The organism is Streptomyces sp. NPDC002838, from assembly GCF_040295365.1.
Taxonomy (GTDB): Bacteria; Actinomycetota; Actinomycetes; order Streptomycetales; family Streptomycetaceae; genus Streptomyces.
In genome coordinates this window covers 24,093-39,215 of the sequence record NZ_JBEOVF010000078.1, presented here as the reverse complement: position 1 = coordinate 39,215, position 15,123 = coordinate 24,093, and the positions used below count along the sequence as shown (strand labels likewise).

Genomic DNA, 15,123 nt, shown 5'->3' with positions numbered 1-15,123 from the left:
TGTTTTTATTCTTCATAACCATTAGCCTTAGACACCCTCGGGGCGGCCCCCGAACCCGCAACCGGGGGCGCGCCCCCCCCCGACCGTTGGCGTTACTACGGGGTGAGCCGGTTCGGGCCACGGAACAGGAACGTGGCCTCCCGAATCGAGTCGAGGCCGAGCATCACCATCAGGACCCGCCCGAGCCCCATGCCCAGACCGCCGTGTGGCGGGCATCCGTACCGGAAGGCGTTCAGGTAGTCCTGCAGCGGCTCGGTGCTCATGCCCTTCTCCGCAGCCTGCTTCAAGAGCACGTCGTAGCGGTGCTCGCGCTGCGCTCCGGTCGTGACCTCCAGGCCCTTCCACAGCAGGTCGAAGCTGAGCGTCACACCCGGGTCGTCCGCCGGCCGCATGTGGTAGAAGGGCCGGATGCTTGTCGGATAGTGCGTGACGAACACCCACTCGTGGCCGGTCTGCTCTTTGATGTGCGCTGCGACCCCGCGCTCGCCCTCCGGGTCCAGGTCCTCTTTCACGCCGGCCGGGTCCCAGCCCTTGGCCCGCAGGATCTCCTGCGTCTCAGCCATCGTGATCCGCGGGAACGGCGTTGTCGGCACCGTGACTTCGACGCCGAACGTCTCCTGGATCGCCTCACCGTGTGCGTCGGCGACCTTGGCGATGGCATGAGCAAGCATCTGCTCCTCGAACACCATCACGTCCTCGACCCCGTCGATCCACGCCAACTCCACATCCACGCCCGTGAATTCGGTGGCGTGCCGGGAGGTGAACGACGGCTCGGCGCGGAAGACGGGCCCGATCTCGAAGACCTTGTCGACACCGGCCGAGATCGCCATCTGCTTGAAGAACTGAGGCGACTGTGCCAGGTAGGCGGAGCGGTCGAAGTAGCCGAGCTTGAATACCTCAGCGCCCGATTCCGAGGCGGTGCCCATCAGCTTCGGGGTGTGCATCTCGGTGCACCCCTGCCGATAGGCGTACTCGCGCATCCCTTGCTCGAAGGTGGTCTGCACAGCGAACAGCAGCTGCGCCTGGGGCCGGCGCCGTACGTCCAGGAACCGCCAGTCCAGGCGATGTTCGAGTCCGGTCTGGTCGTCGATGGGTAGTGGTGTTTCTGCCCGGTTCAGAACCTCGACTGATTCCGGGAGGATCTCCAGGCCGCCGAGTTTCACGATCGGGTTGTCCACCACGCGACCGGTGATCCGGACCGCGGACTCAGGTGTCAGCCCCTCCAGCGCGGCCTCAACCTCGTCACCTTCGCCGCCGCGTTTGTGGGTGACCTGAACCATGCCGGTGTGGTCACGCACCACGACGAATTGCATCTTGCGCTGCAGGCGGAGCGTGTTCACCCAGCCCGACACAGAAACGGTCTGCCCGACGTGTTCTCGCAGGTCGGACACCAGTACACGGCTAGTCGTGTGGATCATCGCAGCCCTCCAAGGGGCGTCGTCATGATCCCTTGGGGGCGCGGACGAGAAGGGTACTCGCGGTGCCACCGCGCCTTTACCGCAGCTCAAAGAGCCACAGCCTCATTCGTGCCCGATGACGGGGGCCAGCCGGCGGGGCATTAGGCCTTCCGTGAGGCCGTTCCTCCCCGCGCTCAGGAGGGTCTTCACCTCGGGGCGCAAGGCCGCCTTCCCAGCTACCAGCGGCTCTCTCTGCTTGCGTGATCCCGCAGCTACTCGTCTCCTTCAACGCGTTGCTGTTGAGCATAGCGGGGCTGGCAGGGATACGACAGCAAGATCACGCGAACGAGGCAGCCTGACACCAATCGGCCACCTTCTAGCACCCGCCTCTGACAATTCGGGCTGCCGAAGGGCTTCTTTCAGTCGTCCCGCCGTTCACCACATCTGAGGGTGCCCGGACGTCGCAGGGGACGCAGCCGGCCCCACCCCCCTTTCGCATCGACATGTGAGCTTTCAAGGAATTGGCCGGAAAACGTGGCTGGTGCCCCCTTCCGGACACACTGATGAGCACGATTCCCGGCAGGCACGCACAGGCATGCCGGTTCAGCGAGGGGGAACGGCCATTACACCGACGCAAGGCAGCGGATCAGGGGCGGGGTTCGGGGACGCGATCACCGCCCTGACACGACGGCGGATCGAGATCTTCGACGGGGCGGGAGGAGACTGGCGCTTCGCCGAGAGCCTGAAGTCCGTCAGCGAGGACACGGCCAAGGAGTACGAGGGCCGCACCATCCTGGAGCTCATCCAGAACGGACACGACGCCCTGGCCGCGGGCGGCACCGGCAGGATCGCCGTGCTGGCGACCCGCCACCAGGACGGCGGCGGTGTCCTGTACGTCGCCAACGAAGGCACCGGATTCACCGTGGAGAACTTCAAGGCCATCACCGAACTGGCCCTCTCCAGCAAGGAAGCCGGTGAGGGCATCGGCAACAAGGGGCTCGGCTTCCGCAGTGTGCTGCAGCTGACCGACTGGCCGGAGATCTACTCCAAGGCGTCGCCCGCCTCCGACTCGTTCGACGGCTACTGCTTCCGTTTCGCCCGACCGGACGACATCCACGCCGTCGTCGACGACCCGGCCCTCGCCGCCCGGGTGATCAAGGATGTCTCCCCGCTGGCACTGCCGGTGCCCGCCGAGGCCGCGGACCCCGTGCTCAAGGAACTCGCCACGGACGGCTACGCGACCGTCGTACGACTGCCGCTGCGCAACGACCACGCCTGGAGCCTCGTCGTGGCGCAGGCCGAGAACGTGGTGGACGACGAGGCGCCCCTGCTGCTCTTCCTCGACCGCGTACGGGAACTGGTCGTGGAGATCCGTGACGGGGCCGAGGACGGCACACGACATGTGCTGTCACGTGCCCAACGCCCCTGCGACATGGTCGCGTCCCGGGCCGCGGACTGGATCAGCGAGGTCGACCTCGGTGACGCCGGGCGGTATCTGCTGGCACGGCGGACCCTGGACGCCGAGGCGCTGCGCGTGGCGATCGAGCGCAGCGTCGAGGTCCACGGGATCGACGCGAAATGGCTGGACTGGCAGGGCGAGGCGTGGGTCGGTGTCGCGCTCCGACTGGACCGGCCGCTGTCGCGGAACGGCCGGATGTACACTTTCATCCCGATGTCGGAGGCGTCCTCCGCGCCGTTCCCGGGCCACGCCCACGCGCCGTTCTTCACCAAGCTCGCCCGGCTCGACATCAGCGAGGCGGTGGCCCTCAACGATCTGCTGCTCGACCAACTGGCGGTTCTCTGCGTGGAATCGGCCAGACGCCTGCGTACCGAGACCCCGCACGCCCGCGCCGGGGACCTCGTCCTCGACCTCATGTGCTGGGACACTCCGGCCCGCCTCGGCAAGGCGGTGGACGGGCGGCTCGCCGTCGAGCCGTTCCTCCCCCTGGAGGGCGGGGAGTCCTGGGGCACTCTGAGGGACACCTACGCCTGGCCGGACGGCCGACGCCCCTGGCGGGTCCTCACCGCCGGGGCGCTCGCCAGGGCAGGAGCCCATCTGCTGGCCGCCTCCGCGGGCCAGGTCCGGCACGCCCGTGCCGACCGGCTGGCCAAGGCGGTCGTCTCCCGGGCCCTGCGTCCTCCGCTGCTCAGGACCGCCGACTGGGCCGAGGCGGTGGCCGAGGAGATCCGGGCAGAAGGCGGCGAGTCGCCGAGCCCGCGCTGGGCGGACTTCTACAACGACCTCGCCCAGGCCTTCACCGGCCAGCACACCGCGCTGCGGGGTCGACGGATCGTCCTCGACCAGGACGGCGGCCTGCGGCCGGCGCTCGGCGGTGCGGCGGAGCAGGGAAAGAAGGGCCAAAAGGAAGGCACCGTCTTCTTCCACCCCGGGGACGAGCACGACGACGCCGGCACCCGCGTCCCCGGCGACCTCAAGGCGCTGCGCCGCCGTATCGCCTTCACCCACCCCGACATCACCTGGGAGAGCCCCGGACGGGACTTCCTGCTGCGGGGCGGGCTAGTCCGTTCCTACCAGCTGGACCAGGTCCTCGACGCGCTGCACGACCTGCTCGGGGCACGACCCTCGGAGGCCCTCAGCCGCGACGCCCTCACCTTCGCCCTGCGGCAGTTCCCGGCGCTCACGCCGGGGCAGCGCGACCGGCTGTCGCGGATCGCCTTCCGGGTGCCGCTCGCCGACGGCGGCTGGGCGAGGGCGGCACGCTGCTCGTACTCACCAGGCTGGGGCACCGAAGGCGCGCAACGGCTGGAGAGGTTCCTCAAAGCGGGCGGTTCCCGGATCCCCGAGCTGGCGGACCAGCGGCGGCACTGGATCAGCGGCCCCGACGACTGGCCCGCGCCGGTCCGGGACCGGGAGGCGTACCTCGAATTCCTCACGGCCGTCGGCGTGGTCGACGGACTGCGGCTGTCCGTTGTCGGGGACCGCCTGGGAGCCCAGCAGGGGAACGATCTGGCACCCCGTGGCCTGGCCCAGCGGTTCGGCCTCGGCGACGACCTGGGGCCTGTGTGGACGGCGGACGTACGGTCCCGGTGGACCAAGTTCGCCCACCCGTGGACGCCCTACGCGTTCCAGCGGCCACTGGCCCATCTCCCGGGAGCGACCGAGGTGGCGAACCTCGGCCCCACCGCACGGCGGGAGTTCGCCGAACTGCTCATCCTAGGGTTCCGCACCTGGGGCGACGAGGTGTTCGACGTCACCGTGTACCGGCCCGAGCACCCGCACAAGAGGGACGAGCACTCCTGGCCCACACCGTTCGCGTCCTTCCTGCGGCGTACGCCCTGGCTTCCGGTGGAGGACGCCGAGTCGGACGGCCCGGTCTTCGTCACGCCCGGCGAGGCGTGGTTCAGCACCGACGGGGAACTACCCGGCTTCGTCCCCTCGTTGCCGCTGCCGACCCGGCGGCTTCTCACCGACAGGATCGCGGCCGCCCGGCTGCGCCGGTGCGGGCTGCGGAGCTGGGAGGACCCTCGGCACGCCGGAGCGGCCGTCAAGCACCTCGGCGAGATCCTCCACCGGGGAGACGTGCCGACGCACCTGAGCGTCTCCTTCAAGAAGCACTACGGGCGGGCGTGGTCGCACCTCGCGCAGAACACCCGCTGGCCGTGGCTCACCGGTGAGGAGGTACGGCTCGTGGTCAGTCGCGGCAACGCCCTCGGCACCTTCGTACCGACGGCCGAGGACGTGGCCGTGCACGTCTGCGACGAGCAGGCGCCGCTGAAGGAGGCACTCGTCGAACTGGCGGGCCATCCCGTCCTGGTCGCCGGACCGGAGAGCGGGGACGCCATCGTGGAGATGGCCGACGCCCACGGCGTCCGCACCCTGCGCACGTCGGCGACCGATGTGCGGGTCCGCCACCGCGACGGCACACCGATCACCCCCAGCGGACACGCCGACACGCTCATCGACGGCAGGGATTGGCTGGTCACGGTGGTGGCCCTAGCCGTGGAATTGAAGTCCGGGTCGTTCCTGCGCCGCAGCGAGCGCGGTGTGCGGGCCCTGCTGGAGCGGCTGCGCACCGTGCGCGTCGTCCGCGCCGACGAGGTGGAGGTCGTCATCTCGGGCGTGCTCACCGAACCACCGCCCACCACCCGCGCGCTGCCGCTGCCGGACGCCGACCATCCCACGGTCGTCGTCTGGCGCAGCGAGGAGGGCTGGGACGAACTGCAGGCGTGCACGTCCGCGCTCGCCCAACTGCTGGGCAGGCCGGGGCTGCAGGACGCGCTGGAGCTGGTCCTGGTCAAGCTGGAACGGCAGCTCGACACCCATGATCCTGAAAGGATCGACGACCGCACCCTGGCGATGGCACTGGACACGACCGAGGCCAAGGTCGCCGAGATCAGACGCAATCTCACGGGAGACGTGCACGACACGGTACGGCTGCTGCGCCCGGTCCTGTGCTGTCTCCTCGGCTCCGCATGGGACGAGGAGGCGGTGCGGACGCTCGACCGCGCGGCAGGCGAGGACGAACTCGTCCAGATCGTCGACCGGTACACCGCCTCGCTGCCCGTACCGGCCGCCGAACTCGTCGCCCTCGCCCGCTCCTGCACCACACCGGCCGAACTCCGCGACGAACTGGGCCTGGACTTCCAGCGCTTCAACGAGGCGCTCACCACGCTCGGCCCCGGCTACGCCCCCTACTCCCACCCCGATCTCCACGAGCAGGCCTTCGGCGACTTCGTACGCGGCCACGCCGGCACCCTGGTGGACCGGCTGCGGGAACGGTACGTGGCGGCGGCCCGCGACGGCGCGGACCTCTCCGCGTACGCCGGGGCCCGTCGACTCCACGACCTGCTGCCCGACCCCGACTGGCTGCCCCGGTTCGTCACCCCGCCCGAGGACGAGATGCGGGCCAGGACACAGGCCTGGCTGCGCTCGCACGGCGCCGACGACGATCTCGGCCGAACCACCGATCTCCCGCCCGTCGACCGGCTCCGCGAACTCAACACCGCCGCACTGGACCCCCTGGTTCCGGCGCTGGCCCGGCTGGTGTCCGCCTGGTGCCGCCGGCACGGAGCACCCGTACCGACCGGCTGGCAGGGCGCGCCCCTGCTGGAGGCGCGGACCTTCCTCGACGGCTCCGGCCTGAGCGACCTCATCGAGCTGAGCGAGGGACAACTGCTCGACGTGGTGCGGCGCGGTGTGGGCTGGCCGACCGGCATGCCGCTCACCGCCGACGCGGGGCTCCTCGGCCTCACCCCCGCCGACCTGGCGCCCCGGACCGAACCAGCGCAGGGCACCGCCGGATCACGCGGGGCGGGCCCGGCCACGATCATGATCGGCGAGAAGGAGGTCGCCGTGGGACGCGACCACTTCTCGGCCATCGCGGACCTAGCCTCCAGGACCGTCGACGAGGCCTTCCTTGCCCAGTCCGGCAAGGTACGCCTGGACACGGTCGCGCCGGTGACCCAGCCCGGGCGGGGCGGGAGTTCCGGCACGTCGCGGGTGGTCGTGGCCCGTCTGCACCAGGTGAGTGAGGACCAGCGGTCGGCCATCGGTCTGGTCGGGGAGGTCGCGGCACGAGCCTGGCTCCAGCGCCATTACTCCGAGGTGCGCTGGCGGTCGGGGTACGCCGCGGTCATCAACGGCGACCGGGAGGCATCGGACAGCCTGGGGTACGACTTCGAGGTCGCCTGGCGTGACACCACACGGCTGTACGAGGTGAAGGCGCTGAGCGAACCCGTCGGCGAGCGCGTGGAGTTCGAGCTCGGGCCGTCCGAGGTGGATGCCGCGCGCACCCACGCGCGTGGCGGTCGGTACCGGATCCTGCTGATCACCGCCGCCCTGGACCCGGAGCACCGTCAGGTGTTCGAGCTGCCCAACCCGTTCTCGGCGGCCGGTCGCGAGCGGTTCCGGATCGTGGGCAAGGGTCTGCGCTATCAGTGCTCGCCGCTGCGGAACAGCCGACGGCCGTGAGCTGAAGTGCACGATGTCCCGCGTGCCGGGGATCGAGCCCGGGCATCCCTGACGAGCTCCCGGCCCTGCACTGCATCCCTCTGACCAGGACGCCCCGCCCCCCAGGGCCGCGACATGCCGATCATCCGGCAGGTCACACACCACCTCTCCGCAGGGCCCACCGTGCCAGCAGATCTGCGGACCTTTTCGCCAGGGATTTCTTGGGAGATATCACGGGAGTGATTTTGGGCAGATGTCATCAAGCTTTACGCTGCGTTGGTCAGGTCCTCGCGCGGATTCGCCCACTCCAAGGGTCAGAATGATCTCGAATGCGTCGGCAATCTGCGCAACTCGGCATACATCATTGCCAATTCTAAGCCGACCTGCTTGAACACCGGGCGAACCATCGTCCCGACTTTCCATCACCTACCCTGCGCGAGCGAATCAGCGAAAGGAGCCCTCGCGATGGAAGGAATATCCGCGCCCGGGAATTCGGTTGAGGTAGTCTCAACCCTGCCGTCGGAAGCGCCCGACCGCAGTATCAAGTACGTCTTCAAGACGTCAGACAGGGCTACCTTCGAAGCCGTGCAACTCTGGGAGGGAGAGCACCAGGCCTATTCAGTGTGCATGTCGGCCCAAGCAGGATGCAGATATGGCTGCACGCACTGCGCCACTACCTTCGCCCGCACGCCCTTCGTTCGAAATCTACAGACGGAGGAGATTACCTCTGCGGTGGAGCAGCTGAATGAGGAAGTGCGGACACAGCAAGGCCCCCTCGTCTGGGTTGATTTCGCCGGGGTCGGGGATGCTGCCGCCAACTGGACTCACGTCACCGCCGCCGCGAGAACGATCGTCGGCCGGGAGTTGGCTCGGGAGGTGAAGGTGACCAGCATCGCCCCGCAGGCTTGGGTGCGTAATCTCCTGAAACCCAAGGCTTGGCTCCCGGATCGCTTCATGTTCTCGCTGCATGGCGCCAATGCTGCTCAGCGCAGGGTAGTCATCCCACGCGCGGACGACCCGTCCACCGTCTTGCCTCTGTGGGCGGCCGTGGCTGAGATACGCCCGGTGCGGCTGAACTACGTTCTTTGCGAGCACAACACGAGACCGGAGGATGAGGCGGCGCTGATCGATCTGCTCGCTCCCTACGCCGGACGCTTTCTCCTGTTGCGGCTCTCCAGTTTCAACCCCGTAAACGGCAGCCCCCTGCGCCCAAGCCAGCGGGAAGAGGAATTCATCACCGCTCTCTCCCATGGCTTGAACGGCTGGACGGTCTCCCATCACTTGTCTGCTGGCCGGGAGTCGGCGGCTGCCTGTGGGCAGCTTCGTGCAGACATCCTGGAACTCGCTCCACCGACCAGGCGCCCAGGATGAGAACCTCAGAAAAAAAGTGACCAGTGCTGCTCTTCGTTCCCCAGTGAGGTGCCTGGGGCAACGGGGCCGGGACCGCACGCTTGTTGAGTGTGCGGGCAGTGCCGCCTTGCCAAGGGCGCCTACGGCGTCGCTACGCGATGGGTGGGTGTTTTTGACCCCTGACTCCGCAGGCCAGCCCGTACCGAGCGGCGCAGCAGGTCACGGTGCTGAACGACCTCCGCCTGGCGAACCGCCGGTGCGCTCAGGAGCGTGACTATTAGTAGACGCGTATCCGGCTGTCGCCGAGGACGTCGGCGGCCGCTGCTCGGAGGCCCTTCACGGCCTGGTACAGCACGTGCTCCCGCTCGGCGGCGAGCGCGGTGTCCGCGGCCTTGCGGGAGGTGTCTTCCGCGTGGGCATCACGCACCATCCGTCGCATGACCTCGGCGAGGTCGTCGGCCGCGCGGACCACAACGTAGAGCGCCTCCACCACGGAAGGCGGACCCTCGAGGATGACGAACTCAGCGGCCCGGTGGACGCCGCGGACCTGGGCTGCGAAGCGCTCCATCTTCTCGTCGACGTCCCGCAGGTCCGGCCGGTCCGCCCGCAGCGCGTCGCGCACTGCGTCCAGGGCGACATCGCGGTCGTACACCGCGCCCAGGTAGTTCGCGTAGGCGTCCCGGCGGTGCTGCCGGCGCCACTGGCCGAACTGCGAGCGCGCCGCCGCGCGCCCAGTGACCATCGCGGAGCCGAGGGTGGCAAGTGAGCCTACAGCGGCGCCGAGCAGCGCGGTGAGTCCAGCATCCATGGCCCCATTCTGCCTACCGCCAGGCCGAGTTGAGGCGCAGCCAGAAGCGAAACCAGGTTGCGAGGCGGGGGTGAGCGTCAGGTCGGCCGGCTGTACTGGTAGCTGGTGGACTCCTGGTCAAGGCGAGGGCGCCCCACGATCACCACTTTTCTGCATACATCCCAATCTGGAATGAAGTGCGGTTCGAGGTGGCCGTAAGCCGAGACGCCTTCACGAAAGGGCGACGTCTCTGCCAGGAAGACCACACCGCAGGGCTTACGCAGACTCGAGCTCGGACTCCGCGGTTCGCTGGCGAGGGAGCGCGGTGGGGGCTTTGGGGGCACGAAGGATTGGGCCCGTGAGCTCGATCGGCACATCGAGGCCTTCGAGGAGCAGGACGATCTTGTCGATGTTGGTGAGTCTGCGCACTCCGGATTCCAGCATCGACAGGAAGGCCTGGCTCAGGCCGGTCAGTGTGGCCAGATCATCTTGCCGGAGCGAACCGAGTCTCCGGACGAGTAAGCAGACAGTCCCGAAGTCTCTTTCCCGAAGGGCTAATTGGACTTCACTTGACTCCCAGACGTGCTCCGGTACGCACGGTTGAGCCCCCGGCGCTTCCCTCCACGCTAGGCGGAGGCATGCATTGCAGTATGCGTCGTCGTTGTATCTACTCAGGTGGCACCCGCAACCGTGACAGCGACGCAGATGTCCCGTCATCCCGGGCGCCTGGGCGGTGCGGAGTGCCGACACGGAGATCTTCTCCTTGGTGAACCGAGATACCGATGGGGGCGATGGGTCGCGTTCGCGCTGTCCCCGGCCGATGTTGTCCGTGAACAGTGGGGGCGTCGCCCTATTGGTGCGTTGGGCGGCACCGGCAGTGAGGTTGTTCCTGTCCGAACGTGCGGGGTCTACGAGGCCGGGTCTTCCGTGGACCCACGGCGCTCTCTGCGCGCTTTACTCAGGGCTCGGCGCAACGCGGCGGGTTGTGTGAGAGCCCTGGGAGAACTGGGCAACCTGTGCCAGTGGAGACCGGGCGGCTCGGTCTTGCCCGCTGGCGGAACGATGACGTGGCACTTCAAACCAAGAGCGACCGTCCCCGGCTCTTCCCAATCCGCGGCGGCACCCGCGGGTACGAGGAAGTAGAGACGAGGCTCCGGGTCTTCAGGCGCGAGAACCACAGGGCCCATGGGTTCGCCGGCGTCGGTGAGGATGGCCATCGCTCGGAGGCCGATGGCCTCGACTGTGCGAATGGCGTCCCACCACTGCCCGGCGGCGCACAGTTCGGCCTCCTCGCCGATGGGCATCCATCGGGGCAGAGGGGCGGATGCTCTCGGGTCAGCATCAGACATCATGCGAATGGTCTCCCCACAACTGGTTGTGAGAAGACCATTCCATTCTGCAAGCTCCGTGAGCGGACAGACTGTCCGGGGGGTCCTTCCACGAACCCCCTTGACGTATCGTCAGGCTGTGGTAAGTCCCGCCCAACTCCCGAATGCAGAAAGCTCGTTGGAAGGATGCGTCTCCAGGCGCAGCAGGGCAGACGTCGTCTCGCGGACAGACGGGTGGAACCTGACGTGGTTCGGTGCCACCTTGCGCGCCCGCTGAAGGTCAGCGAACGCCCCTGCCCTGTCCCCTGTCGTGAGCTTCGCCGAAGCCACGTCGATGAAGTGGTGGCTTGACCGCTCGCCAACCGTCGTTGAGGGCGGCATCCACTCCCCGCCAGAGGTGGGGGCCCACTCTCCAAGCCGCGCCAGAGCTTGCTCCGTGTCACCCATGTCGATCATCGCGTGCACTTCATGGATGCGGATGTTCGTCGGCCCGAACGACATCTCGTACGCGAGGGAATCACGGTCGCCGGCCATCCTGGACACCTGCTCCGCTTCCCGTAGGTAGTCGCTCGCACGATCGGGGTTGTTCTCCCGCGCTTCGAGCACGGCGAGCTTGAGCAGGAGAGCGCCGTCCACTGCGAGCGCGTCCTCCGTGTACGAGCGTTCCGGCTGAATTCGCTCAAGCTCGCGTCGCAGTGCCAGTAGCTTGCGGCGAGCGGAACTGTAGGCGCCCTGGCGGAGCATCGCGCCGGTAACCAGGTAGGCGGCAGTGACCTGCATCAACGGGTCACGGGACTGGTCCGCGGCCCAACGGACGCGCTCCAGCGACGTGGTGGAGAGATCGTGATGGCCCAACTTGTGCGCCAGAGAGTTGACCGCCCGGTAGGCGCGGGCGAGATGCCAGAAAGCCGTCCGCTCCTCATCGCCCTGGGCATTGAGCGCCACATGCGTCAGCTCGGTGATGATCGGCGCCAGGAGCGGCCCCATAGGGGCGTACCGCGCGTCGCGGCGCAGCGCCGCGACCTGGTCGACCTCCGAAGCGAGCACCGGCAATGCGCGGGGAGTGGAATTCAGCTCGTCGGGTGTGTCGTAGCACAGCATGATCCGCCGGAGCTCCGGGATCACCGCGTGAACGCCGTCCTCGGCCTCCGGCTCACCGTAGTACGGCTGCCCCGTGAGAACCTCGACGCCGAAGTGCAGGGCCTTCGCGAGCGCCAAGACCAACGAAAGCGGCGCCTTCCGTTTTCCGGATTCGAGCTTTTCGATGTAGCTGGGTGATACGGCGACTTTCTGAGCGAGTTGAGCGACAGACAGTCTCCGAATCTTGCGGGCTATTCGGAGCTGGTCGCCCAGCGTCACATTCTCAGCCATGGGCGGATCAATCCCTTCGCGACGGAGCACTCAGATCAGGGTACGGACAAGACCGCTCCTGACGGGGCGCGTCGCCAAGTGTTTACGAGGGCGCCGGCGGCTGCCGATGATCTCGCAGGCGATGTGCAGGCAGCATCCGTCGCCAACAACCCAATCCGCCAACCGAGCGGCGCATCAGGAACGGAACCAATCGGCCCATTTGCGACAGTTGGGCTGGATCCAGCCGGGATGAACTGGCCTCGCGTCAAGAGGTGGAGCGCAGAAACCCACGGACAGATTGTCCGGTCTCGCTCACCCCTCAGTGACGTCCTAGCCTCGCGCTCAGTTGCTGATTCGAGCTTGAGGGGCAGCTCCTCCTCCACCGCGCACGAGCACATCCAGCTGACCGGCGAACCGAACACAGCACCCCTCCACGCTGGCCGGAAGCATCTACTTGGCAATGCCGCCACGTATCCCTTCGAAAGCTCAGGGGGAGTGCAGATTGCGCATGTGCTGGACGAACTCGCGTGCCTCTCGATCGCCGTCGTACTGCTGGGTTAGGACTGCGCTGAGATCGCCGGCCACCATCATCAGCGAAGGCAGGGTTTGCCGGTCGCCTTGGAGGGTCCCGAGTGCGAGTCCGGACAGTTCTGGACCGAGGAGTTCGGTCGAGCGTGGTGTAGCCGGACAAAGTGTCCGGCCTGTTTTAGGCCCGAGAGCGGAAGTTGAGCACGGCACCGCAGCCCGAATCGCTCGCTGATCTCGCGGCCTGCTCGGCCGCTACCGTGGATGACGGACCAAAGTGGGGGAGGCAGCGCGCATGCGTGGTCTTGGTGATCACCTCAGCATCGGAGAGCGGATCGCGTTCTACCGCGAGCGCCGGGGCTATACGCAGCCTGTGCTCGCCGGTCTCGTCGGTCACAGCACCGACTGGCTGTCGAAGATCGAGCGAGGCGTGCGGAAGCCGCCCAGGATCGACAAGCTCGCTGAGCTCGCTCGTGTACTGCGTGTCCCGCTCGGCGACTTGATGGGCCAGCCCGTCCTCCTGGAGGACGAGGAAAAGCACATGGACGACGTGCCGGCCGTCCGCGATGCGTTGATGAGCCCTCGGCGGCTCTCCAAGCTGCTGTTCGGTCCCACGGCGGAGCGGCAGTTGCCGCGGCCGGACCAGGCGCAGGTCTTCGTCGAACGAGGCTGGGGCGACTACCAGGCCGGCGTCCTTGGCGACGTCATCGCCGTCCTGCCCGGTCTGCTGAGGACCGCCCAGGAGCTGGAAGACCTTCCGCATGGCGATCAGCGGAGACGCGGCCTCGCCGTCTCGGCTCGTACGCATCACCTGGCGGCGACCACTCTCGCCAAGGTGGGCGAGTCCGACCTGTCGTGGCTCGCGGCCGAGCGAGCCATGCGGGCCGCCGACGAGTCCGAGGACCCGCTGTCGCTTGTGTCCGCTGCACGCTCCGGTACGCACGCACTGCTGGCCAACGGGCGCTACGAGGACGCCCTCGAACTCGGCGATACCGCGGCGGCCTGGCTCGCCGGTCAGGTTCGCGACTATGACCCGGCCGCCTTGAGCCTGCTTGGCATGATTCATCTGCGAGCTGCTGTGGCCGCCGCACGTCACCAGGATCGCCCAACCGCCAACTCCCTACTGGAGAAAGCGAAGCGGCTCGCCGACCGGCTCGGTTCCGACGAGAACCACTGGCGGACGTGCTTCGGTCCGACGAATGTCGAGCTGCACCGCCTGTCGATCGAGCTTGACCTGGAGAACATCCCGTACGTCGTCGAGCATGGAGGCATCGACGTTTCCCACATGCCGGCGGAACGCGTCGTGTCCCATCGCATCGACTACGCTCGCGGCCTCTGCCTCAGGGGTCGCGTCGACGAGTCCTTCAGCGAGTTGCGGGAGGCCGAACGCACCTCGCCGCAGCTCGTGCGGAACAATCCACGCGTACGCGAGACCCTTCGCGATCTGAGGAAACAGTCCCCGGTCGCCGGCGGCAGCTACTCGTCCGAGCTGCTGGCGATGGCCCGACGATGCAGGGCGGTGCAGTGAGTTCGATGCAGGGCAAGGTGCTGGGCGTCGTCGGATCGAGTGCCGGCGGGATCGAGGAACTGCGTACAGGGCTCGTGGTCCCGGCGCTCGAACGGGGCTGGACCGTCGCGGTCACGCTCACACCGACCGCAGGTCAGTGGCTCCGCGAGAGCGGGGAAACGACGGAGCTCGAAGGGCTGACCGGCCTTCCCGTACGGGCCGAATCACGCCTGCCGGGTGACTCCCGGCCGCATCCGCCAGTCGACTGCTACGTCGTCGCCCCGGCCAGTGCCAACACCGTCGCCAAGCTCGCCCTAGGTATCTCAGACAACCAGGCGTTGACACAGGTCAACGAAGCCATCGGGACATTGGACCTCCCGGTAGTCGTCTGGCCCCGGGTGAACGCCGCGCATACTCGCCACCCCGCATGGGAGGGGCACATCAAAGCCCTTCACGATTCAGGGGTGCGGTTGATCTACGGAGACGAGGTGTGGCCGCTCGCCGAGCCGCGGGCAGGGATGCCGGGGCGCCGGTACCCGTGGGTAGCGGTACTGAATGAGGCCAGCAGGGTTATCTCCTGACGAACCTTCAATAATGCTAAAACCAAGAGGAATTGGACCCGGACAGTCTGTCCGGGTCCTTCGCTATGACTGGCGCCAGTCTGAGGTCATCACCGACTACCGGAGGCAACGGGTGCCCGATCAGGGATTGAGCACGGCGCTCCCCGACACGAAGGCCTGGGTGACGCATCCAGGAGCTGCCCGAACGCACGCACGGATGGGATGGCCGGCAGTGACTACTCGTCTCGACACTCTTCAGATGCTGCCCTCTCGCCGTCGGGCACGGAGCACATCGTCGTGAACGCCGTGAGAAGCGCTCCCGCACCTGTTGGTGTCACCCGGCTCTGCAGCCTCTGCCGATGCCGTCTGAGTCGGTACAACAGGGAAGACCTGTGCGCCGGTTGCAGT

The 15,123-nt window shown here is 67.7% G+C and carries 8 protein-coding genes; 4 read left to right on the top strand and 4 right to left on the bottom strand.

The features are described from left to right. Positions 1-95: 95 nt before the first annotated feature. Positions 96-1,418 carry an aspartate--tRNA(Asn) ligase gene (gene aspS, locus ABT063_RS47420; protein ID WP_351067545.1) on the bottom strand — a complete coding sequence of 441 codons (1,323 nt, stop codon included), beginning with the start codon at positions 1,416-1,418 and terminating at the stop codon, positions 96-98. Positions 1,419-1,992: 574 nt separating this feature from the next. On the opposite strand from aspS, the gene ABT063_RS47415 reads away from it, so the two are divergent. After that, the gene (locus ABT063_RS47415; protein WP_351067542.1) at positions 1,993-7,329 is read left to right on the top strand and encodes a sacsin N-terminal ATP-binding-like domain-containing protein; all 5,337 of its coding nucleotides are present in this window, start codon (positions 1,993-1,995) and stop codon (positions 7,327-7,329) included. 444 nt (positions 7,330-7,773) lie between these two features. Continuing rightward, positions 7,774-8,679 carry a hypothetical protein gene (locus tag ABT063_RS47410; protein WP_351067541.1) on the top strand — a complete coding sequence of 302 codons (906 nt, stop codon included), beginning with the start codon at positions 7,774-7,776 and terminating at the stop codon, positions 8,677-8,679. Positions 8,680-8,935: 256 nt separating this feature from the next. Here the strand turns inward: ABT063_RS47410 and ABT063_RS47405 are convergent, their stop codons facing one another. The 3 genes from ABT063_RS47405 to ABT063_RS47395 form a co-directional block, all read right to left on the bottom strand. Next, positions 8,936-9,466: a proline dehydrogenase gene (locus ABT063_RS47405; RefSeq protein WP_351067538.1), complete on the bottom strand. Its 531-nt coding sequence runs from the start codon at positions 9,464-9,466 to the stop codon at positions 8,936-8,938. A 255-nt stretch (positions 9,467-9,721) separates the two neighbouring features. Then, positions 9,722-10,162 carry a helix-turn-helix domain-containing protein gene (locus ABT063_RS47400; protein WP_351067553.1) on the bottom strand — a complete coding sequence of 147 codons (441 nt, stop codon included), beginning with the start codon at positions 10,160-10,162 and terminating at the stop codon, positions 9,722-9,724. Positions 10,163-10,905: 743 nt separating this feature from the next. Further along, positions 10,906-12,144, bottom strand: a complete 1,239-nt coding sequence (locus ABT063_RS47395; RefSeq protein ID WP_351067537.1) for a helix-turn-helix transcriptional regulator — start codon at positions 12,142-12,144, stop codon at positions 10,906-10,908. Positions 12,145-12,925: 781 nt separating this feature from the next. Between ABT063_RS47395 and ABT063_RS47390 the strand changes: the two genes are divergently transcribed. Next, positions 12,926-14,176, top strand: coding sequence for a helix-turn-helix domain-containing protein (locus tag ABT063_RS47390; protein WP_351067534.1), 1,251 nt, complete (start codon positions 12,926-12,928; stop codon positions 14,174-14,176). A 5-nt stretch (positions 14,177-14,181) separates the two neighbouring features. Next, positions 14,182-14,736, top strand: coding sequence for a flavoprotein (locus tag ABT063_RS47385; RefSeq protein ID WP_351067531.1), 555 nt, complete (start codon positions 14,182-14,184; stop codon positions 14,734-14,736). The last annotated feature ends 387 nt before the right edge of the window (positions 14,737-15,123 follow it).

Bases quoted from the DNA above. Each gene is read 5' to 3' on its own strand.
- aspS (WP_351067545.1), bottom strand. From the start codon at position 1,418: ATGATCCACACGACTAGCCGTGTACTGGTGTCCGACCTGCGAGAACAC.
- ABT063_RS47385 (WP_351067531.1), top strand. From the start codon at position 14,182: ATGCAGGGCAAGGTGCTGGGCGTCGTCGGATCGAGTGCCGGCGGGATC.
- ABT063_RS47415 (WP_351067542.1), top strand. From the start codon at position 1,993: ATGCCGGTTCAGCGAGGGGGAACGGCCATTACACCGACGCAAGGCAGC.
- ABT063_RS47400 (WP_351067553.1), bottom strand. From the start codon at position 10,162: ATGACGGGACATCTGCGTCGCTGTCACGGTTGCGGGTGCCACCTGAGT.
- ABT063_RS47410 (WP_351067541.1), top strand. From the start codon at position 7,774: ATGGAAGGAATATCCGCGCCCGGGAATTCGGTTGAGGTAGTCTCAACC.
- ABT063_RS47405 (WP_351067538.1), bottom strand. From the start codon at position 9,466: ATGGATGCTGGACTCACCGCGCTGCTCGGCGCCGCTGTAGGCTCACTT.
- ABT063_RS47395 (WP_351067537.1), bottom strand. From the start codon at position 12,144: ATGGCTGAGAATGTGACGCTGGGCGACCAGCTCCGAATAGCCCGCAAG.